Source organism: Gammaproteobacteria bacterium, assembly GCA_029862005.1.
In the GTDB taxonomy this organism is placed as follows: Bacteria; Pseudomonadota; Gammaproteobacteria.
Genome location: JAOTYD010000009.1, coordinates 1 through 23,301, shown reverse-complemented (window position 1 = coordinate 23,301; position 23,301 = coordinate 1). Strand labels below are relative to the sequence as shown.

Below are 23,301 nucleotides of genomic sequence, written 5' to 3'. Positions count from 1 at the left end.
ATTCAAAGCCCTGTGATATTCTTGCGAAGCCTATCAAGTGACTCGGATTAATGCACGCAGCATGAGCGAAAAACTGTACCTGTCCGCGCAACAATTGCTCGAGGATTCATTCCGTCTCGGCGCCGAAATTATCAGGGACGGATTTCGCCCCAGCATCATGATCGCGATCTGGCGCGGTGGTGTGCCGATGGGAATCGCGATACAGGAACTGCTGGCCTGGTATGGCATCGAAACCGACCATATTGCGATCCGCACGTCGTCCTATAGCGGGATAGACGGACATTCGCCTGAGATCCGAATCCACGGTATGAATTATCTGGTCAAGAACTGCCGCCGCGAGGACAGCCTGCTGATCGTCGACGATGTATTCGACACCGGTTTGACCATCGAAGCGGTGATCGCCTACTTACACGAAAAGGCGCGGCTTAACACGCCGCATGATATCCGGGTCGCGGTGCCCTACTACAAACCGTCACGCAACCAGACCGACCGCATACCGGATTATTACCTCAATGAAACCGCGCAGTGGCTGAAATACCCGCATTCGCTGGAAGGCCTCAGTATTGATGAAGTCGCCGCCAATCGCCCCGAACTCTACGCCATCATCAAAGATCACCTGGACTCGCTACCGGGGAAATAGCAGGCTGATCCTCGCTGATAACCGTTTTGCTGAAACTTAAAAACAGGCAGATCAAGCCGGAGACCAGGGCCAGCAGCGCAGCCATGATAAACGCGTAACGAAGTTCAAATTCGCCCACCAGTCCAGCCAAAAGCGCGCCGAACATGCCGACACCATCGAGCACGGTAAACACGATGCCGAGTGTAGTGGCTTCTGATTTGCCGGTATATTCGACCGCGGCCGCGAGAATCACCGGGCGCACCGCGGTTAGAACGACAACTGCCGGCAACAAACCGAGAATCGCCCAGTAGAGGCTATTACTCAGACCCGCAAACAGCGCAAAGAAACTGGCACCGAACAGAGCTATTAATATCAAAGGTTTACGGCCCCGGCTATCGGTGTACTTACCAAAAAACGGCTGGAAAACTGAGCCAATCATCAGGATTGCCGCAAAAATCATCCCGGCGTGAAATGGCGATAAACCGTGTTCGCTTTGAAAATAAAGTGGAGCCATCGCGAGTTGCGCCATTAACGCCATGTTGTAAAGAATCATAACCAGCATCAGTGCAATGCCAGCGGGTTTTAACCACTGCTTCGCTAGCGCCCGAAAATCGATATGGGCAACCTCTCCTGGATTGTCGCGGCTAATTCGCGCTGCCACCGGGATAAACAGCGTTCCCATAATTACAGCTGGCAGCACCAGTATTTGCAGTGTGGCCTGCCAGTCAAAGAAACCGAGTAGGAAACCGGTACTAAGCGGCCCGAGCACCTCGGCACCGATGCTGCCACCAACCGCGTGAATGCCGAGTGCCTGCGCTCGCCGTTGCGGCATCTCCTTGACCAGAACCCCGGTTGCGATTGGATGCCAGAAAGCGTCACCCATGACGCCAAAGGCGAGTAACAGTGTGATTGCCCAGAATCCCGGTACCAGGGTTGCACTCAGGTAGCCAATAGCAACCCACCAGAAACTGAGCAGCATCAGGAACCCGGGACGGGTCGAACGATCGGCAATGACTCCGGCCGGAATATAGGCCAGTCCCGCGCCAATGCCATTGATGGTCAGGATCAAGCCGACTTCGGTCGGCCCGAGGTTCATGCTTGCCGCGATCGCCGGCGCCAGCAGCCACAGGGTTCCCGCAACCCAGTCGTTCGCCAAATGACCCATAAACAAGGCACCCAGCAGGAAGCGATGCCGTTGGACGGGTTCAGCTGTCATTTTTATCGCGGTTAGGCTCGCGCGCGGAAACGTTCATGATAAAGATGCATTAATTAGGCTCGCCGGCCGTCTGGATCGCGGCTTCGATTCCGGGGAAATAGAATAACAGCGACAACGCCCGGATCACCATGAAAAATGCGAGCCCGAGGTAGAGCCCATGGTTACCCAGCAGCGGAATTACGAACTGTAACAGTGCGAGATAAGTGAGTAGTGAGAAAATCATGGCGTTGCGCATTTCGCGGGTATGCCCGGTACCAATAAATACGCCATCGAGTTGAAAGCTCCATACCGACAAAATCGGTGCCACAATCATCCATGGCAGGTAGCGCAGTGCGGTATCGGCAACCGTCTGGATACTAGTAAACAGGTTGATGATCGGCGCGCCTAAAAGAAAATAAACCAGTCCCGCCAGTACTGCGATAACCGCACCCCAGAAACTGGTTAACATGACCGCGCGACGAAAAACATCGCGCCTGCGGGCACCATAGGCGCTGCCAGCCATTGCTTCCACGGCATGGGCAAAACCATCGAGTCCATAGGCCATGATGGTTTGCAAGTGCAATAAAATCGCGTTCGCGGCGAGGATGACATCGCCCTGGTTCGCGCTTTTTGCGGTAAAATAACTGAACGCAAATAACAGGCATAAAGTGCGAATAAAAATATTGGTATTCGCCGTAAAAAGCCTTAGCAAAGCGCTGCGTTCAAGCAAACGCACACGGTTGTAATGCTTGAAAGCATTCCCGATCGGGCTACGCAACAGGTAAAAGCCGAGCAGCATGGCCAGGTACTCGGCCAGGACCGAGGCCACGGCCACGCCTTCAACACCCCAGTCGAAGCCAAATACGAATAAAACATCGAGTAGCATATTGCTGACATTCATTACCAGCTGCAACACGAAAGCGCCCCGGGTGTTGTGCATACCGATAAAAATTCCGGTAAACGCGTAAACACATAGCACAGCAGGCGCGCTCCAGATCCTGATCCGTGCATAGTCAGCGGCGAGCCCCTCAACGTCGGCACTGCTGTCGATCAGATCAAGCGCCAGATCGATAATCGGTGAACCGACAGCGACCGTAAATAAACCAAGTACGGCTGCGAGGATCAGGACCCGGAGTAACGTGTCGGAGAGGCTCTTCCAGTCGCCGACGCCAAAGGCCTGGGCGACAAAACCCGTGGTACCCATGCGCAGAAAGCCGAAACTCCAGTACAGGAAACTGAAAATCAGCGCGCCGAGCGCAACTGCACCGATTGCTGTCGGTTCGGGCAGATGTCCAACCACGGCAGTATCGACTGCACCGACCAGGGGTACCGAAATATTGGAGAGGATAATGGGGCCGGCCAGCAGCCAGACCTTGCGATGCGAGACCTCGAGAGCGGCCCGCGCGTTACTCATCGTGGGAGGGATTTTCCCACTTTACATCGTCGCTATCAGTACTGTCTTCGACGTGTTCGGGTTTCTCCCGATGCACCGCAACGTAGAGCTGGTTCGACGTCGCCTGTGACGAAGGCACCACGACAAACGGCTTGCGTTTGCTGGGACTACCGGCCCGTCGACGCCGCGTAATAATGGCGAAAGCACAGAGCACGAGTTCAATCAGCGCGATGTAAAAAAACAGGCCCTGGGGACCGAGCAGACCCATGAATTGTCCGGCAATGATCGGGCCGGTAACGGCACCCGCACCATAGGTAATCAGCAAAGCGCCCGCGACCTGTACCCGCTGGGCCGAAGTCACCATGTCATTCGCCGTTGCCGCCGACAGTGAATAAAGCGTGAACACGAATGCACCGAGAAATCCGGCCCCCACGAGCACCGGCAAGAAGCCCTCGGCATACAGTTGCCAGATTGCGGCCAATGCCACGACTATTGGAATGTAGACCAGTAACGGCCCACGCCCGATACGATCTGACAGCAGCCCCATCGGCACCTGCAACAGCAGGCCGCTCATGATCATGACCGCCATAAAGGTAGCTAGTTCCTGTTGGTCAAAACCGATATTGGTCGCAAACACCGAACCCAGGCCGTTGATACTGGCGTTCACCAGCCCGCAGCAGAAAACGCCCACTACACCTAGCGGTGCAATACGGTAAAGTTCCCAGACATGCATGCGTTCAGCATGCACCGGCACGGGGGCCTTGGCGCGGGTCAGCAACACCGGTACCAGCGCCAGTGAAAAAATGATCGACGCCAGGCTGAACAGCAGGAAATCGGAAGGATCGCCAACCGTCAGCAAAAAATTACCGCAGCCGGCTGCGAAGTAATTGGTAATCATGTACATCGACAGGATCTTGCCCCGCGTGTTGTTGGTGGCGGTTTCATTGAGCCAGCTTTCGGTGACCATGATCATGCCTGCCATGCAAAATCCAGCGACGAGGCGAAATCCCATCCATGCGTAGCCATCGACGAGTATCGGGTGCATCAGCGCCGAGGCCGACATCAACGACGCAAATACGGCAAACGAACGTATGTGACCGACGCGCGTCACAACCCTGGCGGCGAACAGTCCCCCCAGCAGCAGCCCGGTAAAATAGGCAGCGACGATAAAGCCGACCAGACTGGGCGAAAAACCCTCGATCTGAGTGCGCACGCCAAGCAAGGTTGCGAACAGACCGTTGGCGAGCAACAGCAGACCGTAACTCAGCAGGATCGAAGCAATGGTGGGGAGCGTTTTGAGCAATTATTCTTCGGCCGTTGCCGATGCCAGGTATTCGCTTACTCTAACGAAATAGTTACCCGATATCACGCACTGAATGAAACCTGCAATAAAACTCACGATTCCGGGTTTTGACAATGGTTTTGACAGCCATTACTCTATGGTTCGATAAAGCTGGCTTATTCGCAGTCTCGCCTCAACTCGGGTAGAAAATCATAATCTATCTGAATTAAGGTTGCGTTCATTAAGACAACAGCAATATAAAGAGAGATACCCAACCCGAGGAGTAAAAATGAAAGACGATAAACCCAAATCTGAACTGAATTTCAGAGATTTGACCCAGGCCGATCAGGATCTAGTCGATAAAATGGTGAAGGGTGGTAGCGGTACCGTTACCCGACGCGACGCAATGAAGTTGGCCATGGTTACCGGCGTCTCGCTGGTTGCAGCCGAGCATCTGTTATTCGACGGCAAAGCAGCAATTGCAGCAACCCCGAAAAAAGGCGGCTCGGTGCGCATGTCGTCCAATCTGCACGGACCCGACGATCAACTCGATCCCACGCTGTTTACCTCGACCATCGATTACACCCGTGGTCGCGCAACCTATAACAGCCTGATCCAGCATGCAAATGACCTTAGCCCGCAGCCCGAACTGGCGGAATCGTTCGAGCCGAACGGCAATGCGACCGAGTGGACCTTCAAGATTCGTAGCGGCGTTACATTCCACGATGGCAAAAAACTGACCGCCGATGATGTCGTCTACACGATGAAGCGCCACCAGGGTGAAGATTCGACCTCGGTCATCAAGGCGGTGCTGGCATCGGTTAAGGAATGGAAGAAAACCGGGCCGATGGAAGTCAAGGCGATCCTTGAATCACCCAATGCCGACCTGCCGACCCTGCTCGGCCTGTTCCAGACCAAGATCGTGCAGAATGGCAGCACCGGCGACGGTATCGGTACCGGGCCTTTTGTCATGGAATCATTCCAGCCCGGTGTGAAATCGGTGCATGTCCGCAACAAAAATTACTGGCGTGAGGGCGCGCATCTCGATGCCTGTGAAATTACCGCGATCACCGATCCGGTGGCACGCGTCAACGCACTGATTTCGGGCGATATGCAGTTAGTCACCCAGATTGAACCCAATGCATTCCGCCAGGTAGAAAGCGCGAAAAACGTCACCCTGCTGTCGACTCCAGCTGCGTTGCAAATGGGAATCTGTTGCCTGAAGAATACCGAACCCGGTAGCAACGATGATTTTGTCCTGGGCATGAAGTACATCCAGGATCGCGAGCGCATCGTCAAACGTATTCTCAAGGGCAAGGGAACGCTCGGTAATGACACACCAGTTTCGATTGCGCACGGTAAGGATTTTTGCCATGAATTGCCACAACGCCAATACGATCCCGATAAAGCCAAGTTTCATTTCAAGAAGTCCGGATATAGCTCTGCCGAACTCTTCGTGGCCCCGGTGATGGGCGGTATCGAAGATGCCTGCCTGACTGCGCAGGCCAACTGCGCCAAGATCGGCTTCGATCTGAAACTGAAAAAAGTGCCGACCGACGGCTATTGGGGTGCAGTCTGGATGAAAGAACCGCTCAACGTAGTATCCTGGAACATGCGTCCAACCGCGAATTCGCAAATGGGGATTCAGTTTGGCCCGGGTGCTGCCTGGAACGACACCTTCTGGAACAATGAGCGCATGGGCGAGCTATTAGCCCTGTCTCTAGCGGAAACGGATCCGGTCAAACGTCACGACTTGTACTGTGAAATGCAAACCCTGATCCACGAAGGTAGCGGTATGGTTATTCCTGCATTCTCCAACATCAACGACGGTATCGCTGATAACGTCATGGGAATGCCCACGGTACCGCTGGGGCAATTAGGTGCCTGCGAATGGCCTGAATTTATCTGGCTCGCGTAAGTAGTAGTCAAAACAGTACGAACAGGGCCTGTATAAATGAATTTATACAGGCCTTTTTCGTTGTAAAAGAATTATAACGGGGGAAGTATCCAATGATGACGCGAATGGTCATGCAGCGAATTGGCATCGGTTTCGCTACCTTAATCGTGGTTTCCATTATCGTATTTATTGCCACCAGCATATTACCCGGGGACGTAGCACAAATCGTTCTCGGGCAAAGTGCGACGCCGGAAACACTGGCAGCACTGCGCGCCCAACTCGGTCTTGATCAACCCGGCTACGTGCGTTACTTTTCCTGGCTTGGCAACATGATGACCGGCGACCTGGGCATCTCCAAGGCCGGGGGCGCAACCATATCAAGCCTGATCGGCGGGCGTCTGGGCAATACCATGATGATGGCCGGATGGGTAGCGGTAATATCGATCCCTATCTCGATCGCACTCGGCCTGTGGGCCGCGATGCATCCGGGTACCTGGCTCGACCGCATCGTCACCTTTGGCACCCTGAGCCTGATCTCGGTACCCGAGTTTTTCATCGCCACGGTAGCGGTATTAGTCCTCGCGGTCGAATTGCACTGGCTGCCCTCCACTGCCTACATGACCGGCGAAGAAAGCTTCCTCGAGCTGATGAAGGCGCTGGCGATGCCACTGATCACCCTCGTGATCGTGGTCTCCGCGCAAATGATCCGCATGACCCGCGCCGGTATTCTCAATGTCATGAGTTCCCCCTATATCGAAATGGCCATCCTCAAGGGTGTACCGCGTGGCCGCATTATCCTGCGCCACGCTTTCTTTAATGCGATCGGACCGATCATAAACGTCATTGCGTTGAATCTGGCCTACTTGGTGAGTGGCGTGGTCATCGTCGAAACCATCTTCGCCTATCCCGGTCTCGCGAAATTAATGATCGATGGGGTGCAGACGCGCGATCTGCCGCTGGTGCAGGCCTGCGCGATGATTTTCTGCGCCACCTACGTAGTGTTGATCCTGATTGCCGATGTCGGATCGATACTTTCCAATCCGCGCTTGCGCAACCCGAAATAGTTGGGGGACATAAAAATGACTGAACAAACAGCTAGCAAAAAAGAAGAAGAAGTTCTCGCGGAACTGGACTCGTTTGCCGAATTACCCGATGCGCCGCCAAAACGTAAATTCAGGCTGTCATGGGTTGGATGGGTCTCGGTCGGGGTAGTTGTATTCTGGCTGGTGATCTGTGTTATCGGACCGAGTATTGCACCCTTTCATGAAATGGACATGGACGGCGATGACAGCTTCCTGCCGGCCGGCCAGGGCGAGTACGGTTACTTCTACCTGGGTACCGATTATCTCAGCCGCGACACCCTGTCACGCATACTTTTCGGTGCGCGCAACACCATCGGCATTTCGCTGGCGGCGACCCTGCTCGCTTACCTGATGGGGATAACGCTCGGCATCCTCGCCGCGGTCAAGGGCGGCTGGATCGACATGGGGATCAGCCGGGTGAACGATGCGATACTCGCGTTGCCGACGATCATGCTGGGCTTGATCGTAATCGCCGCGCTCGGCTCGTCGATCCCCATTCTAATCGGCACCGCGGCGGTGATTTATGCCACCAGCGTATTCCGTATTGCACGTGCGCTCGGGCAGGACATCATGGTGCAGGATTATGTCGAAGCCGCGGCCACCCGCGGCGAAGGTATCTGGTGGATTATCAGGGCCGAAGTATTACCGAATGCGGCAATGCCATTGGCGACTGATTTCGGCTTACGCCTCGTATTCGTGGTGCTGTTCATTTCGAGCCTGAGTTTCCTCGGGCTGGGCGTGCAGCCACCGGCTTCCGACTGGGGCAGCATGGTGCGCGAAAACCTGCAGGGCCTGACCTACGGCTCCTACGCGGCAATCTGGCCAGCGGTCGCAATCGCGTCCTTCACCATCGCGATCAACCTGATCGTCGATGACATTTCCGCCAAGTCCGGTGGCAGCCTCGCGAAGAAAATGGTGTAGCACGATGGAGCAAAATTTAATATGAACCGGGAAAAACTATTCGAAGTAAAAAACCTCAGGATCAGCGCCACCAATGATGATGGCGAGGAAGTTCCGATCGTCAAGGGTGTCAGTTTCGATATCCACAAGGGTGAAGTGGTTGCCCTGATCGGCGAATCCGGTTCGGGCAAGACAACAATATCGTTAGCGACGCTGGCCTATACCAAACCTGGGCTGCATTTTGCCGGGGGCGAATGCCAGTTGTTCGGCAAAGATGTCTTGACCATGCCGCCGCTGGCACAACGCGAATTGCGCGGCGGTAACGTTGCCTACCTCGCACAAAGCGCGGCGGCAACCTTCAACCCGGCAATCACGATCAACGAACAGGTCACCGAGGCGGCGGTATTGCATGGTCGCCTGACCCAGGCACAGGCTAACGATCGTGCAATCGAGTTGTACCATGCACTGGAACTGCCCGATGCCGACCGCATTGGATTCCGTTATCCGCACCAGGTGTCCGGTGGTCAATTGCAACGCTTGATGGCGGCCATGGCGCTGTGCGGCAAACCCGACCTGATGGTGCTCGACGAACCCACCACGGCGCTCGATGTAACCACGCAAATCGAAGTCCTGAAAGCCTTCAAGAAAGTAATTCGCGAAGAAAACTCGGCCGCGGTTTACGTTACCCACGACCTGGCGGTCGTAGCCCAGGTTGCGGACCACATCGTCGTGCTCTACAGCGGCGAAATCATGGAACAGGGATCTGCTGATCAAATTATTAACCATCCGACACACGCCTATACCAAGCGCCTGATGGAAGCGGTGCGACCCAAACCGGAGGCTGGTATGGGCGTCGAATTAACGCATGAGCACCACCGCGATATCGACAATATCGAGGTCAAGGATATGACCGCAGGCTATGGCGGTATCGTCGATGGCGAGCCCGTGATTCCGATCCTGAAGGATATCAATGTCAGCGTCAGGAATGGCCACGTGGTCGGCGTCATCGGCGAGTCGGGCTGTGGTAAATCAACTCTGGCCCGTGTCATGGCCGGAATGTTACCGCCAGCCCGCGGCGACATCATTCTCGACGGTAAAAAACTCGAAGGTGATTTGCACGATCGCAAGTTATCTGAATTGCAGAAAGTTCAATTCGTGTTCCAGATGGCCGATACCGCGCTCAATCCAAAACAGCTGATCGGTAATATTATCGGTCGACCACTCGAGTTCTATCATGGGCTCAAAGGCAAGGAAAAACATGCCAAGGTTGCCGAGATCCTGGAAATGGTCGAATTACCGGCAGCATTCGCAAGCCGCTACCCGATGGAACTCTCCGGCGGCCAGAAACAGCGTATCAACATGGCACGCTCACTCGCGGCAAATCCTGAAGTCATGCTCTGTGACGAAGTGACATCGGCACTCGATAGCATCGTTGGCGCCAATGTCATCAAGTTACTGACGGCGCTGCGTGACAAGACCGGGGTATCCTTTGTTTTTATCAGTCACGACCTATCCACGGTGGCCTCGTTTGCCGATGAAATAGTCGTACTCTATGCCGGACGGGTGGTCGAACAAGGGCCCACCGACGAAGTGCTGGAACCACCGTTCCACCCGTATACGCGCCTGCTGATCAGCTCGGTACCGGAACTGCGCATCGGCTGGCTCGAGGACACGATGAAGAAACGGGAGATGGCGGTGGGTATAGCACGGGGCGTCGAAATTACCGCGAAAGGTTGTCCATTCTACAATCGCTGTCCACTCGCCATCGACGGTACCTGTGAAGTGAAGACGCCGCCAACGCTGGAGCTTGAAAAAGGTCACCAGATTTCCTGCCACCTGACACTCGAACAGTTGCAGGAGGCCGAAGCCGAAGCGCAGAAAATACTGCTGGGTTACGAAAAGCTGGGCCAGGAAGATCCGCAGGTCCACGTCCCATAACCAACACAGGATTAACATGACATGAGTGACTATCCAAAACTGACCGAAATGGGAATTAAACATCCTGAGGAAATCGAAAAATTTGCGATTTACACGGTGGGACGCACCGATATCCTGCATGTTACCTACGACCGCAAGAAGGGTTCGTTGCTGCCGGTCAGTCGACGCTACAAGTTTCCGCAGATCAAGAAATCGGTGCTGGTCGATAGCGGTACCCGGCAGACCGAAACGCTGTTTGAAAGCTCGCCGGCGTTTCGGGAAGCCCTGCATGAGCTCGAAGCGTTGAAGACTGCCCGGGGCAAGGGAGTGGACCTGGCGGCGATGATCAGGGAAGAAATCAAGCACCTGGAGGAAGATATCGCGTTGCGCACGCAATACATCAATTCGCTGCTCGACAAGCTCTAGACCCGATTGCCGTTAAACCCCGGAAACCTTTGCACGGTAAGGGGATATCACCGTTTCTGGCAGGCTCAACTGCTGGTTAAAAATTGATATTGTTACCTGATTCATGTTAAAACAACCTCACGACGGCGCTCTACATATAAGCAAGTAACAGGCGTCATATCAGGACAAAAAATATTACCTGGTAATTATCACAATTAAATCTTGAGGAAATAGACCAATGGCGGACATCAAAGATCTCGAAAAAGCGGCGAAAGAGGGAAAACTCGATCGGCGCGAATTTATCAAGCGCGCGAGCGCCCTGGGTCTGGCCGCACCGTTTGCTGCGACGCTGCTATCACAATCCGTGCACGCAGCCATGCCGAAGAAAGGCGGAAGATTTGTCCAGGGTACAGCACATGGATCAACCACCGATACGCTGGATCCCGGTACCCATGAAAACGGCTTCATGCAAAATGTGGTTTACACCTACGCCAATCATCTGTTCGAAGTCGATAACGAAGGACAGATCGCACCCGAACTGGCAGAAAGCTTCGAAGCCAGCACGGATGCTAAAACCTGGATCATCAAGCTGCGTCAGGGTGTCGAGTTCCATAACGGGAAATCATTAACGCCGGAAGACGTAATTGCGTCAATGAATCATCACCGTGGCGAGGATACGAAATCAGCGGGTAAGTCACTGCTAGAGCCAGTGGTGGATATGAAGAAAACCGGACCGATGGAAATCACCTTTAAGCTCAGCGCCGGCAATGCCGATTTTCCGTTTATTCTCAGCGACTACCACTTCGCAATATTCCCCGATTTCAAGGGCGAAATGGACTGGCAGGCCGGTTTTGGAACCGGCGGCTACATCATCGATCGCTTCGAGCCGGGTGTGCGCGCAACCTTCAAGCGCAATCCCAATTACTTCAAGACGGGTCGTGCCCATTTCGACGAGGTCGAAACCATTGCACTGATCGATACTACCTCGCGTCAAAGTGCGGTGATGAACCAGGAAGTCCACGCTATTAACCGGGTCGATCCCAAGACCGTACACTTGCTCGGCCGCAACCCCAGCCTCAAGATCCTCGAAGTTACGGGCACCCTGCATTACACCTTTCCGATGCGCCTCGACCAGCCACCGTTTGACAACTATGACCTACGCATGGCAGTAAAACTGTCGGTCGATCGCGAGGCACTGGTGAAGAAAATACTGCTCGGGCATGGCGCCATGGGTAACGATCACCCGATCTCGACTGCAAATCCATATCACAACAGCGAAATGCCACAGCGCATGTACAATCCCGACAAGGCCAAATTTCACCTGAAGAAAGCCGGTATGGAAGGCGTCAAACTCGATCTCAGCACCTCGGAGGCTGCTTTCTCCGGTGCGGTTGATGCCGCTCTGTTGATCAAGGACTCAGCTGCCGCCTCTGGAATAGATGTCAATGTCGTGCGTGAACCCAAGGACGGCTACTGGTCCAATGTCTGGAACAAGAAAGCCTGGTGCGCCTGCTACTGGGGTGGTCGGCCGACCGAGGACTGGATGTTTACCGCAGCGTATGTCGCGGAAAGTAAATGGAACGACACCGCATGGAAAGACACTCCTGCGGCTGACAAGTTCAACAAACTGGTAGTAGCGGCTCGCTCCGAACTCGATACCAGCAAGCGTCGCGCAATGTACTACGAATGCCAGGTCATTGTTAACGACGACGGCGGCTCCCTGGTGCCGATGTTTGCCAACAATATCCACGCGGTCAGCAAGAAGATCGGTCATCCCGATAAGGTTGCAGGTAACTGGGAATTCGATGGCAACAAGAACGCCGAACGTTGGTGGTTCGTCTAAAAGTAAAGACAAGGGTAATGGGCTGCGGCCCATTACCTTTTTACAATAATTAGATTTTGGCCGCTATTCACGGGGAATTGAATAGACTGGTTCGTTGGAGGGGAATCACCGTGCATCCAGTAATTCGCACCATACTGCAACGACTTGGCCTGGGCCTGGTCACGCTTTTTGTGGTGTCGCTGATTCTGTTCAGTTCCATCGAATTTTTACCCGGCGATTTCGGCGAAGCCGTGCTCGGACAGGCGGCACTGCCTGAAACCGTTGCCGCATTTCGCAAGGAACTGGGGCTTGACCTACCCATACATGAACGTTATTTCGACTGGCTGGGTGGAATATTGACTGGCGACATGGGCAATTCGTTCTCCGGCCGGGGTTCTTCGGGAGGCGCCGACCGCTCCCGCCCGGTTATCGAGTTACTGGCACCGCGGCTCGCCAACACGCTGTTTCTTGCCTCAATGGCGGCAATAATTTCGGTACCCCTGGCCCTGTTCCTCGGCATAACCGCGGCGCTTTACCGCAATTCAATTTACGATCGCATGGTTAACGCGATGACGTTGACCACTATATCATTTCCGGAATTTTTCGTGGCATATTTGCTGATTTTGTTCTTGTCATCATTTACCAAGCTGTTCCCATCGCTAGCCAATATTGGCGCCGAGGCAGAATTCTGGGAACGGGTTTACCTGACCTTTCTCCCGGCATTAACCTTGACCCTGGTTATCGTGGCGCACATGATGCGCATGACGCGCGCCGCGATCATCAACCTGATGGCGAGTCCCTACATTGAAATGGCCGATCTCAAGGGCGCCAGTAAATCTGAGATAATCCTGCGCCACGCCTTACCCAATGCCTGGGCGCCAATTGTCACGGTCATCGCATTCAACCTGGCTTACCTCGTGGTTGGCGTGGTCGTTGTCGAAGTGGTTTTCGTTTATCCCGGCGTTGGTCAGCTCATGGTCGATGCGGTGACGACACGCGACGTACCGGTGGTTCAGGGCTGCGCAATGATCTTCGCCGCGACTTACATCCTGCTCAACCTGTTCGCTGACATTATTTCAATCATAACCAATCCGCGGCTGTTACACCCACGATGAAAACCGACGACGATATCACCCCCAGTAACGAGGCCGAACTTGCCGACCAGGGATTGGGACACGCCCCCGCGGAACTGGCCGACCAGGGATATTCTGCCGCCGGTGAAGTCGGCCTGATCAAGGCGCGGCGCACATTTCTTGAAAACGTCTGGCGAGGCCTGAAATCCGCACCACCCACGGCATTGTTTGGCCTGTCGGTAATTACGATCTACGTATTCTTCGCGCTGTTTGCGCCGTTGCTGGCGCCCCATGGCGAAGCCGAAATCTTCGATTTGTCGTATGCCCCGTGGGGTGAAGAATTCATGTTCGGCACCGATCAACTCGGTCGCGACATTCTATCCCGCCTGATTTATGGAGCACGTAACACGGTCGGGATCGCATTTGTAACAACACTGTTTGCCTTCATCATCGGCGGCGGTCTCGGGATTACCGCGGCAATCAATAATAATGGCTGGCTCGATAACCTGCTGAGCCGCTCGGTCGATGTCCTGATGGCGATTCCGAGCCTGATTTTCGCATTGATCCTGCTGTCGATGTTTGGCGCTAACACGCTTAACCTGATTATTATTATCGCGGTTCTCGACTCCACCCGGGTTTTCCGCATCGCGCGCGCGGTGTCGCTGAACGTGGTGGTCATGGATTACGTCGAAGCCGCCAGGCTTCGCGGCGAAAAGTTGTTCTGGATCCTGTACCGGGAAATCCTGCCCAATATCATGCCGCCACTGGTGGCTGAATTCGGCTTGCGCTTCTGTTTCGTGTTCCTGACGATCGCGGCGCTATCTTTTCTCGGTGTGGGTATTCAACCACCCACAGCCGACTGGGGTTCGATGGTGCGTGAAACCGCGGGCCTGATCCAGTTTGCGGAGTACGACATAACCGCCGCGATGACCCCGATGTTACCGGCCGCCGCGATTGCCCTGCTGACCGTCGCAGTCAACTTCGTGGTCGACTGGTTCCTGCATAAATCCAGTGGTCTGAAGGACTGAGCCGTCACGTAGAGAAAACAGCTATGAGTGATCAATCAAGGGGAAAGAAAGGCGATATCCTGCTGGAAATGAAGGATATCGTTATCGATGGCTACAGCGACGATCGCTGGCATGAAATCATCAAGGGCGTCGACATCACCCTGCGGCGCGGTGAAGTCATGGGTTTAATCGGTGAATCCGGTGCCGGAAAATCTACCCTGGGACTGGCGGCGATGGGTTTTGCGCGACCGGGTTGTCGCATTACCAGTGGCAGCATAATGTTCGACGATATCGACCTGATGAAAGCCACGGCAGAAGAGAGGCGCGCATTGCGGGGTTCCCGGATTGCCTATGTCGCACAATCCGCGGCAGCGTCGTTCAATCCGGCCCACCAACTGATTGAACAAACCGTCGAATCTACAGTGCGCAAGGGAATAAAACCGGAGGACGAGGCTAAAAGGGATGCCCGCCAGCTTTATCGCGATCTGCAGTTACCGAATCCAGATTCTATTGGCGATCGTTACCCGCACCAGGTATCCGGTGGCCAGCTGCAGCGTGTCATGACTGCGATGGCGATGTCTCCTCGTCCTGATCTCATAATATTTGATGAGCCGACGACTGCGCTAGACGTAACCACGCAGGTTGAGGTACTGGCTTCGATGCGCAGAATTGTCGAGCAATACAATACCGCGGCAATTTACATCACCCATGACCTTGCCGTGGTTGCGCAAATGGCCGACGTCATCAAGGTGTTACGTTATGGCGAAACGATCGAGGATTCCGATACCCGCACAATGCTGTCCCAGCCCAAAAAAGAATACACGAAATCACTGTGGTCGGTACGTTCGATCGAAAAGCCTGAAGAAGAATCGGCAGACGTTATTCTAAAGGTTGATCACGTCGATGCCAGCTACACTGGAAGTGCCAAGGTACTCGATGATGTAACCATCGAAGTGCCTCGTGGACATACGGTCGCTATCGTGGGCGAGTCCGGTTCCGGCAAGTCAACGGCGGCGCGCGCGATCACCGGATTACTACCACCGTCAAAAGGCCAGATCCTGTTCAATGGCAAAGCCTTGCCGCCCACACTCAAGGAACGTAGTGTCGACCAGTTACAGAAAATCCAGATGATCTACCAGATGGCCGATACCGCGATGAATCCACGCCATACGGTACGCGATATCATCGGTAGACCGCTCGAGTTTTACCTGGGATTGCGCGGTAAGGAACGTGACCGACGCCTGCTTGAACTGATCGAAATGATTGAACTCGACGAAACCTTTATCGAGCGCCTGCCGGCCGAACTTTCCGGGGGACAGAAACAACGCATCTGTATCGCGCGGGCACTCGCAGCCGATCCGGAACTCATCATTTGCGACGAGGTAACCTCGGCACTCGACCAGATCGTGCAAAAGGGTATTCTCGAATTGTTACTGCGCCTGCAGAAAGAGCTCAATCTGACCTATATCTTTATAACTCACGACATTGCGACGGTTAAGGCGATCTCGGACCAAATCGTCGTCATGCTTGAAGGTCGCGTCGTCGAGCAGGGTATGAAAAGTGAAATCCTGTCGCCGCCCTACCCTGATTACACCAAGCTGCTGTTATCCTCGGTACCGGAAATGGATCCGGACTGGCTGACCGGCCTGCTCGATGAGCGTGCGCGCGAGGGCTCCGCCACTGCGTAACATTACGCCCTGGTAATGTTTTACTTCGATTACCTCCATGATGGTCCGATTATCAGTGTCGACGATCATCCCGAGCTCGAAGGCAACGTTAACGGACCCTCGTTGATCGCGGCACCCGAATGGTTACCCGATCCGCCGGCTAAATACCTGCTCTACTTTGCCCACCACGAGGGCCGCTCGATTCGGCTTGCCGCCAGCGATGACCTCGTCGGTCCCTGGCAAATGATAACGCCAGCGCCTCTCGAGATCGAACGTAGCCTGTTTGCAAGCCAGACCCCTGCTGATGCACAACTGCACCAGGAAGCGCGTGATTACATGGCACGCGGCACCGATGGCAACTATCCCCACATCGCCTCGCCCGATGTCTGGGTTGATCACCAGACCGAGCAAATTCGACTCTACTACCATGGTCGCCTGGAGGATGGCAGACAACGCAGCCGGGTCGCGCTGTCTCGGGACGGGCTTAATTTTGCAGCCCGAATGGAAATAATAGGTTCACCCTATTTCAGGATCTTCTTTCATGCTGACTGGTTCTACGCGATTGCCATGCCCGGACAACTCTATCGTTCGCGCGACGGGTTGGGTGAGTTTGAAACAGGTCCCCGATTGACGCAGGAATCCATTCGCCATCACGCATTGCTGCAACACGGAAATGACTGGTATGTACTCTGGAGCCGGGTTGGCGACTCCCCCGAACGCATACTGCTGTCCAGGCTGGATATGGAAGCCGACTGGCAACAGTGGAAATTAAGTGAGACCTGTGAAATCCATCGCGCACAAAAGTCCTGGGAAGGAGCCGACATGATACCGCGCGCATCTGAATATGGAGCCGTCAAACAACGTGTTAATCAACTTCGTGATCCAGCGATCTTTGAGGAAGATGGTAAAATATACCTGCTTTATGCGATCGCCGGTGAACAGGGTATTGCAATCGGCGAGCTAAAAAGATTGTAGCCTCAACCGATCGGCGTGTGATTAAAACTCGGCAACGCCAGAATTGCATCCATACCGCCAAGTGTCTCGATCATTATTTCCTGATCGGCAAAGGCTTGCCGATTAACCTCCTCCGGGTCGAGAATCTGAAATAGCAACTGATCCAATTTGGCAAGCTTGCCGGTAAGTGTCACATCGTCGGCGAGGTTAACCAATTCGCGGGGATCATTTTCCATATCGAATAGCAGTGATGGATATCCCTCGGAAAAATACACGTACTTCCAGCGCCCTTGCCGCAGCATGAAAATGCCGCAGGGGCTGCCACCATCGTGATATTCACTCAGAATCGGACGCTCGGGTTCCGGATGATTGACAAACCCCTGCAAGGGCCTGCTGCACCAGCTATTTTCCGCAGCATGCACCTCTCCATGAACCGCATGTTCGATTGTTGCCGCCAGATCGGTTAACGAAACTGGCGTCGGGTTTACCGAGGACTCGATACCGGGTCCACTTAATGTCATCGGAATGCCAACCGAATCCTCGTACATGTAGCATTTGCCCCAGATACCATGATTGCCAGTCATGTCACCATGGTCGCTGGTATAAATTATCTGCGTGTTGGCAGCCTGCCCTGAACTGTCCAGCGCGGACAATACCTGTGCGATATTATCGTCAAGAAAACTACACAGCGCATAGTAATTCTTAAGCCCAATTTTTTCACTGTCACGATCAAAGTGGTCAGCATAATCCCAGAAGCAGCGCATCTGGTCGATTACCGGGTGCTTCAATTGTGTAGACGGGTTGCGATCATAGGGTTGCGGCAAGTCTACATCCTGGTACAGATCATAGAATTCCCGTGGCGCTGACAGTGGAAAATGCGGACAGATGAAGGACACGAACAGTACCCACGGCCTGGAATCAGAATCCCGGCGCTGTTCAAGCCAGTTAACCGCGGCTGCGGTGATGTCGCGATCATACTTCGTATAACTGGTTTCGCCAGGCCCCAGAATCGCGGCCATTTCGACTGAATCCGGGAAACTTCCCATCGGTTTACGTTGTAAACCCTGTGGCCAACCGGCACCGTTGTTGGCCAGGTACATCGGCAAAATTTGCGCGCTGAAACCAACGTCGTCAGCCGCGGAACGATAATGTAGCTTGCCAATCGAGACAACCTCGTGCCCTCGATCGCGCAAACGATGCATCCAGCTTTGCTGCTGACCGTAATAGGGTTCGGCCGATGACCAGCAGCGATGCTCGAACACCTGGGTTCCCGTGGCGAAGCTGGCGCGCGCCGAGATACAGATCGGCGACGGTGTATAGGCGTTGTCGAAACGCGCTCCGCCTTTAGCGAGTTTATCTAGTGTCGGGGTATGCACGAGCTGGTTCCCATAGGCACCCATGACCGAACAGGTATGCTCATCCGACATAAAAACGATTACATTGCTGCCACTCATTTCGTTTCGTGGATTAAATTAACCAGGCCACAAACAAATCAGGCTCCCGCGGGAGCCTGATTGCACTCGATTGAGAACCAGCCTACGGCAGCCACTTACGCCAGATGGCTTCGTTGGCTTCCATCCACTCTTCGACAACTTCGTCAACATCGCGTTTCTTGACATCGATTTCATAAATCATGCCCGCCTGCTGAGCATTGGTCAGGCGATGCTTTTTGATTACTTCAACTGCTTCGGGATGTTCTTTCATCAGATCCGGATTGGCGTATTTAAAGGTAATATCATCTGGCCAGGCAGCTTCCGGCGGCAGCTCCACTTCAACCAGGTCCAGGGCCGCATGTATCCAATGGGGCGCCCAGGCATAGGCTATGAAGGGTTCACCGCGCTTGTACTTGGCAAGCATTTCGGCCCAGTGGGCTGTTTCCGAGCCGAGCGCCTGCGCGTAAAAATCAACACCCAGATCATCCATTCGTTTTTGATCTTCACAGGCCCAGGCGGAGACCGGGCAGCCGATCAGGTTACCCCGGTCGCCTGATTCCAGGCTCTTGAACATGTGCTTATACTTGTTCAGGTTCTTGAACGATTTTAGATCCGGAGCCGATGCGGGAATCCCGCGTGCACTATCTCCTTCGATCATGTAACGCGGTACCCAATAGGCCGTCTCGCCGATGATGCCAGTATCTGCAATGATAGTTACCGATCCATCACCACCATATTCACTGAGGTACTTTTCCTTGGTGGGATTGTAGGAAGGCCAGGTTTCACAGTTGTAAAACAGGTCCCCTGCGCGAATCCCCTCCCAAACGCCAGGTCCTTGAGGAATGGCTACAGTCTTGACCTTGTAATCCAACTCGTTTTCCAACACATATTGAATGGTGCGACAGGTGATTACACCACCAGTCCAGTCCGGATCGGGTACGGTAAGGCGCTTGGCTGCCTCCACGGAAGGAATCGAACCGACGCCAAGCATCAGTATTACAGACGCCAACGCGGCTTTTAGTTTTATTGACATTTTAACTTCTCCTCTCTTCGGATATTGTAATTTTTTCCGCCAGTTAGGACGGGTTGGATCGATAATACTGACTGTCAATGCAGTTGTCGAGTCGCTAAATTCTTGCCATTAATCAGGTCAATCCCATTGCCTCGCGCTGGGTTTTGGTCCAGGCCTGTGACATACGGTCGAGAATAATCGCGAGCAGTACAATCCCGATACCGGCCTGCAGCGAAAGGCCTATGCTCGCCATGTTCATACCGTCGAACACGGCCAGGCCAAGCCCCTTGCCGCCGATCAACGGGGTAACGACCTCCATCGCCAGCGCCATCATGATGCCCTGGTTGATACCGAGCATAACCGCCGGAATCGCCATTGGAATCTTGACCTTGACCAGGGTCTGTACCGTCGAGGCACCGAACGAATTCGAAACCTCGTCGATCTGCTCGGGCAACTCGCGAATACCCAGCGTGGTGCAGCGTACAATAGGCGGTAGCGCATAGATCACGGTAGCGATCACCGCCGACACCTGCCCACCCTGGAAAAACATGACGACCGGTACCAGGTAGACGAACACCGGCATCGTTTGCATCGTATCGAGTATCGGTTTGAGAATGGTATCGGTGGTTTTACTGTAAGCCGATAAAATTCCCAGCGGCACGCCAAATATAAAACAAATCAGTACCGAGACGAGAACGGTTGACAGCGTTATCATGCCGAACAACCACAGGTCGGTGGCACCGATAAACAGCAGTCCCAGCAAAGTCGCGATAGCCAGTCCGCGGCCGCTGAATAAGTAGGCGCCCACGACGAACACCAGGCTGGTGTACCACCAGGGCAAACCTTTCAAAAAGCTATTCAGCGGATTGATCAATCCATACCACAGCGTTTCCTTGATTCCCTGCGTAATCGCGTAAAACAGATCGTTGGTGATCAATTCATCCATGTACTGGTTGACCGGGGTGCGGAAACGATATTCCCACTCGCGCGGGAATTTACCAAACAGGTCGGTGTAGGCGTCGAGCAGCATCAAAACCGCGATCAACACCAGGCTCGCGATCAGGAAACTGCGCGCCAGCATGATGTCACGTACCTTGCCGGCAAAATCCGAATCGTAGATTGCAACCAGCCTGCATACCAGCGAGGTAATGGTCAGCGCGACCAAATTCCCAACCTGGGCTATTCGATGCCATATCCAGTCGATGCCGTATTCGATGTACAGTATCGGCTTGATATTCTCCAGTCCCTGTGGAAACAACCGAAATACATGATCGTGCTGGCTGCCCCTGGTTTGTTCGATGTGTCCCATCGCGTAGGTCACGCGATCGAGGATGATCGCCATCAGCACGATCGCGAGTCCCCCTTCGAGCGCCTTGCCGACATTGAGACGTTGCAGCCCCTGGAACACGATATCTCCCAGCCCCGGCGAACCGATGAAAGTCGCCAGTACAACCAGCGCCAGTGCCATCATCACGGTCTGGTTGACACCCAGTTTAATTGACGGCATCGCGAGTGGAATCTTGACCTTGATAAGCGATTGCACCCGGGTCGCACCGAAAGATGTCGCGGCTTCGTCGATCCCGGCCGGGACCTGGCGAATACCCAGATTGGTCAGGCGAACGACCGGCGGCAGTGCGTAAATTACGGTTGCGAGAATCGCGCCGGGCGCGCCGATACCGAACAGGTAAAATGCCGGGATCAGGTAGACAAAGGCGGGTAGCGTCTGCATGGTATCGAGAATCGGTTTGATGAATGCCTCGAAACGATCGCTTTGCGACGCCATAACACCCAGCAGCACTCCGCTGACGATCGCTATCAGGATCGAAATACACATCAGGCTCAGGGTTTCCATCGATTCGTCCCAGAAGTCCAGCACCAACCATGATCCGACTGCGATGATACCGAGCAGGCCCAGGCGCAAACCACCATAGGCAAATGCCGGTAACACCAGGATAACGAATACTACCTGCCACTGGGTAAAGGTCAGAAAATCGACCATCAACTCGTAAAACCAGACGACACCGGCGGCGACCACGCGCGTCGATGGTTGAATAACAGGAAAAAACTTGTCTTTGAAGGCGTCAGTTTGTTGGGCGAACGGAAATGACTCGATCCAGCTCTTCGGGAATATGGTTTCGCCACCGTGAATTTTCCAGATCACCAGAGAAACCGTAAGCAGCGCAAAAGTGACTACCCAGCTGCGGTGTTCTTCCCAGATATCGCTCCACCAGCCCGAGCGTGCCCGTTCTTCTAATACCGCGCCCATACATCCCCGTCCCGTCAGATTCGTGTTAGCTTATCCTCGATCAACGACACCTGCAATAGCGGTACGGCTGGTTTACAGCTCGTTCGGCGTTAGGCTAAGATAGCCGGAAATATCGGCTGATAACGAGTATTACAATGTCCGAAGCACCTCAAATCGTCTGTAAAAATATCTGGAAGATATTCGGAACCTACCCCGAACGGACACTGGAGAACCTCGACCGATCTTTGTCGCGCGCCGAGGTACAGGAGCAAACCGGACATGTGATCGGCGTTAATGACGTTTCTTTTGAAATCAACAAAGGCGAAACCTTCGTCGTCATGGGCTTGTCGGGCAGCGGCAAGTCGACTTTAGTGCGCTGTATTTCAAGATTAATCGAACCCACCGCCGGGGAAATGATCATCGACGGCGAAGACATCATGGGTTATAACGGCACCCAGCTCACCGAACTACGCCGCTTTCGCATGAGCATGGTGTTCCAGCATTTCGGCCTGTTCCCGCATCGCAAGGTTATCGACAATATTTCCTTCGGCCTCGAAATTCGCGGCATGGATAAAAAGGAACGCAAAGCCAAAGCGCTGGAAGTGCTGGAAAAGGTCGGCCTTCACGGTTGGGCCGATCATTACCCGCGTGAACTCTCCGGCGGGATGCAACAACGAGTCGGGCTGGCCCGTGCGATGGCAGTAGATCCCGAGATCCTGATCTTTGACGAACCCTTCAGCGCACTTGATCCGTTGATACGTCGCGAAATGCAGGACGAGCTCATCAAAATCCAGGCCGAAGTGCGCAAGACCATGATCTTCATCACGCATGATTTTCTCGAAGCGATTAAAATGGGAGATCACATCGCGATCATGAAAGACGGCGTCGTGGTGCAAATCGGCACACCTGAAGAAATCGTCGCTAACCCGGTCGATGACTATGTGCGCGAATTCACCGAGGATGTGCCACGCTACAAGGTATTGAGCGTCGGCAAGATCATGCGTGATGCCTCCGATGCGATCAGGAACAATGGCGCGCAACGTGTCAACGAGGGCGCCAAGCTCGACTCATTAATCGACCTTATCATCCAGACCGAAGGCCCACTCGCGGTGGTTAATGACGAAGACAGGATCGTCGGTGAAATCGACCAGGCGATGATTCTGAAAGCGATGGACAGTCGTTCCTGAGCACCGGGCTAAAGCAGAATGTCGGCATTACCTCCCCTGCATAAACCGTTAACGCAAGATGCCGAGACATCATTTACCCTACCCTCCGAGTACTATCTTTCCGCAGAAATCTTCGAACTCGAGAAACAAAAGATATTCTACCGAACCTGGCAATATGTTGCTCACCAGAGCAGCTTGCCGAATTCGGGAGACTATATAACGCTTAGTATCT

19 protein-coding genes are annotated in these 23,301 nt (G+C 54.0%); 13 read left to right on the top strand and 6 right to left on the bottom strand.

Features of this window, described 5'->3' with window-relative positions; translation table 11 throughout:
• Nucleotides 1-61 precede the first annotated feature (61 nt).
• On the top strand, nucleotides 62-640 hold the full coding sequence (locus OES20_08075; protein ID MDH3634649.1) for a phosphoribosyltransferase family protein: 579 nt from the start codon (nucleotides 62-64) through the stop codon (nucleotides 638-640).
• On the opposite strand, the gene OES20_08070 is transcribed toward OES20_08075, so the two are convergent.
• Genes OES20_08070 through OES20_08060 form a run of 3 tightly spaced genes read right to left on the bottom strand, consistent with a single transcriptional unit; the run spans nucleotide 606 to nucleotide 4,510 of the window.
• Nucleotides 606-1,835: an MFS transporter gene (locus OES20_08070; protein MDH3634648.1), complete on the bottom strand. Its 1,230-nt coding sequence runs from the start codon at nucleotides 1,833-1,835 to the stop codon at nucleotides 606-608. The genes OES20_08075 and OES20_08070 overlap by 35 nt on opposite strands.
• Before the next feature lie 49 nt (nucleotides 1,836-1,884).
• Complete coding sequence (locus OES20_08065) at nucleotides 1,885-3,228, bottom strand: MATE family efflux transporter (protein MDH3634647.1); 1,344 nt, start codon at nucleotides 3,226-3,228, stop codon at nucleotides 1,885-1,887.
• A complete protein-coding gene (locus tag OES20_08060) occupies nucleotides 3,221-4,510 on the bottom strand; it encodes an MFS transporter (protein ID MDH3634646.1) in 1,290 nt (429 codons plus the stop codon). The genes OES20_08065 and OES20_08060 overlap by 8 nt, the downstream gene beginning before the upstream one ends.
• Before the next feature lie 268 nt (nucleotides 4,511-4,778).
• Between OES20_08060 and OES20_08055 the strand changes: the two genes are divergently transcribed.
• The 10 genes from OES20_08055 to OES20_08010 all read left to right on the top strand — a co-directional run bounded on the left by OES20_08055 (nucleotide 4,779) and on the right by OES20_08010 (nucleotide 17,234).
• Complete coding sequence (locus tag OES20_08055; GenBank protein ID MDH3634645.1) at nucleotides 4,779-6,407, top strand: ABC transporter substrate-binding protein; 1,629 nt, start codon at nucleotides 4,779-4,781, stop codon at nucleotides 6,405-6,407.
• Between the two features lie 92 nt (nucleotides 6,408-6,499).
• Nucleotides 6,500-7,450 carry an ABC transporter permease gene (locus OES20_08050; protein ID MDH3634644.1) on the top strand — a complete coding sequence of 317 codons (951 nt, stop codon included), beginning with the start codon at nucleotides 6,500-6,502 and terminating at the stop codon, nucleotides 7,448-7,450.
• 15 nt (nucleotides 7,451-7,465) lie between these two features.
• Nucleotides 7,466-8,389 carry an ABC transporter permease gene (locus OES20_08045; protein MDH3634643.1) on the top strand — a complete coding sequence of 308 codons (924 nt, stop codon included), beginning with the start codon at nucleotides 7,466-7,468 and terminating at the stop codon, nucleotides 8,387-8,389.
• Nucleotides 8,390-8,410: 21 nt separating this feature from the next.
• Nucleotides 8,411-10,306, top strand: coding sequence for an ABC transporter ATP-binding protein (locus tag OES20_08040; protein ID MDH3634642.1), 1,896 nt, complete (start codon nucleotides 8,411-8,413; stop codon nucleotides 10,304-10,306).
• A 21-nt stretch (nucleotides 10,307-10,327) separates the two neighbouring features.
• On the top strand, nucleotides 10,328-10,711 hold the full coding sequence (locus OES20_08035; protein ID MDH3634641.1) for a DUF3461 family protein: 384 nt from the start codon (nucleotides 10,328-10,330) through the stop codon (nucleotides 10,709-10,711).
• Nucleotides 10,712-10,928: 217 nt separating this feature from the next.
• Nucleotides 10,929-12,533, top strand: a complete 1,605-nt coding sequence (locus tag OES20_08030) for an ABC transporter substrate-binding protein (GenBank protein ID MDH3634640.1) — start codon at nucleotides 10,929-10,931, stop codon at nucleotides 12,531-12,533.
• 110 nt (nucleotides 12,534-12,643) lie between these two features.
• Nucleotides 12,644-13,627 carry an ABC transporter permease gene (locus OES20_08025; GenBank protein MDH3634639.1) on the top strand — a complete coding sequence of 328 codons (984 nt, stop codon included), beginning with the start codon at nucleotides 12,644-12,646 and terminating at the stop codon, nucleotides 13,625-13,627.
• Complete coding sequence (locus OES20_08020) at nucleotides 13,624-14,613, top strand: ABC transporter permease (protein MDH3634638.1); 990 nt, start codon at nucleotides 13,624-13,626, stop codon at nucleotides 14,611-14,613. The genes OES20_08025 and OES20_08020 overlap by 4 nt, the downstream gene beginning before the upstream one ends.
• 23 nt (nucleotides 14,614-14,636) lie before the next feature.
• Entirely contained in the window at nucleotides 14,637-16,280 is a 1,644-nt protein-coding gene (locus OES20_08015) for an ABC transporter ATP-binding protein (protein ID MDH3634637.1), read from the top strand.
• Between the two features lie 15 nt (nucleotides 16,281-16,295).
• Nucleotides 16,296-17,234: a hypothetical protein gene (locus OES20_08010; GenBank protein ID MDH3634636.1), complete on the top strand. Its 939-nt coding sequence runs from the start codon at nucleotides 16,296-16,298 to the stop codon at nucleotides 17,232-17,234.
• 2 nt (nucleotides 17,235-17,236) lie between these two features.
• On the opposite strand, the gene OES20_08005 is transcribed toward OES20_08010, so the two are convergent.
• The 3 genes from OES20_08005 to OES20_07995 all read right to left on the bottom strand — a co-directional run bounded on the left by OES20_08005 (nucleotide 17,237) and on the right by OES20_07995 (nucleotide 21,924).
• Nucleotides 17,237-18,667, bottom strand: a complete 1,431-nt coding sequence (locus tag OES20_08005) for a sulfatase-like hydrolase/transferase (GenBank protein MDH3634635.1) — start codon at nucleotides 18,665-18,667, stop codon at nucleotides 17,237-17,239.
• 82 nt (nucleotides 18,668-18,749) lie between these two features.
• Entirely contained in the window at nucleotides 18,750-19,679 is a 930-nt protein-coding gene (locus OES20_08000) for a hypothetical protein (protein MDH3634634.1), read from the bottom strand.
• Nucleotides 19,680-19,791: 112 nt separating this feature from the next.
• The gene (locus tag OES20_07995) at nucleotides 19,792-21,924 is read right to left on the bottom strand and encodes an ABC transporter permease subunit (GenBank protein ID MDH3634633.1); all 2,133 of its coding nucleotides are present in this window, start codon (nucleotides 21,922-21,924) and stop codon (nucleotides 19,792-19,794) included.
• 134 nt (nucleotides 21,925-22,058) lie between these two features.
• On the opposite strand from OES20_07995, the gene OES20_07990 reads away from it, so the two are divergent.
• Entirely contained in the window at nucleotides 22,059-23,090 is a 1,032-nt protein-coding gene (locus OES20_07990; GenBank protein MDH3634632.1) for a glycine betaine/L-proline ABC transporter ATP-binding protein, read from the top strand.
• Nucleotides 23,091-23,108: 18 nt separating this feature from the next.
• Nucleotides 23,109-23,301 (top strand): aromatic ring-hydroxylating dioxygenase subunit alpha (locus OES20_07985; protein MDH3634631.1); only part of this gene is annotated, 193 nt, incomplete at its 3' end.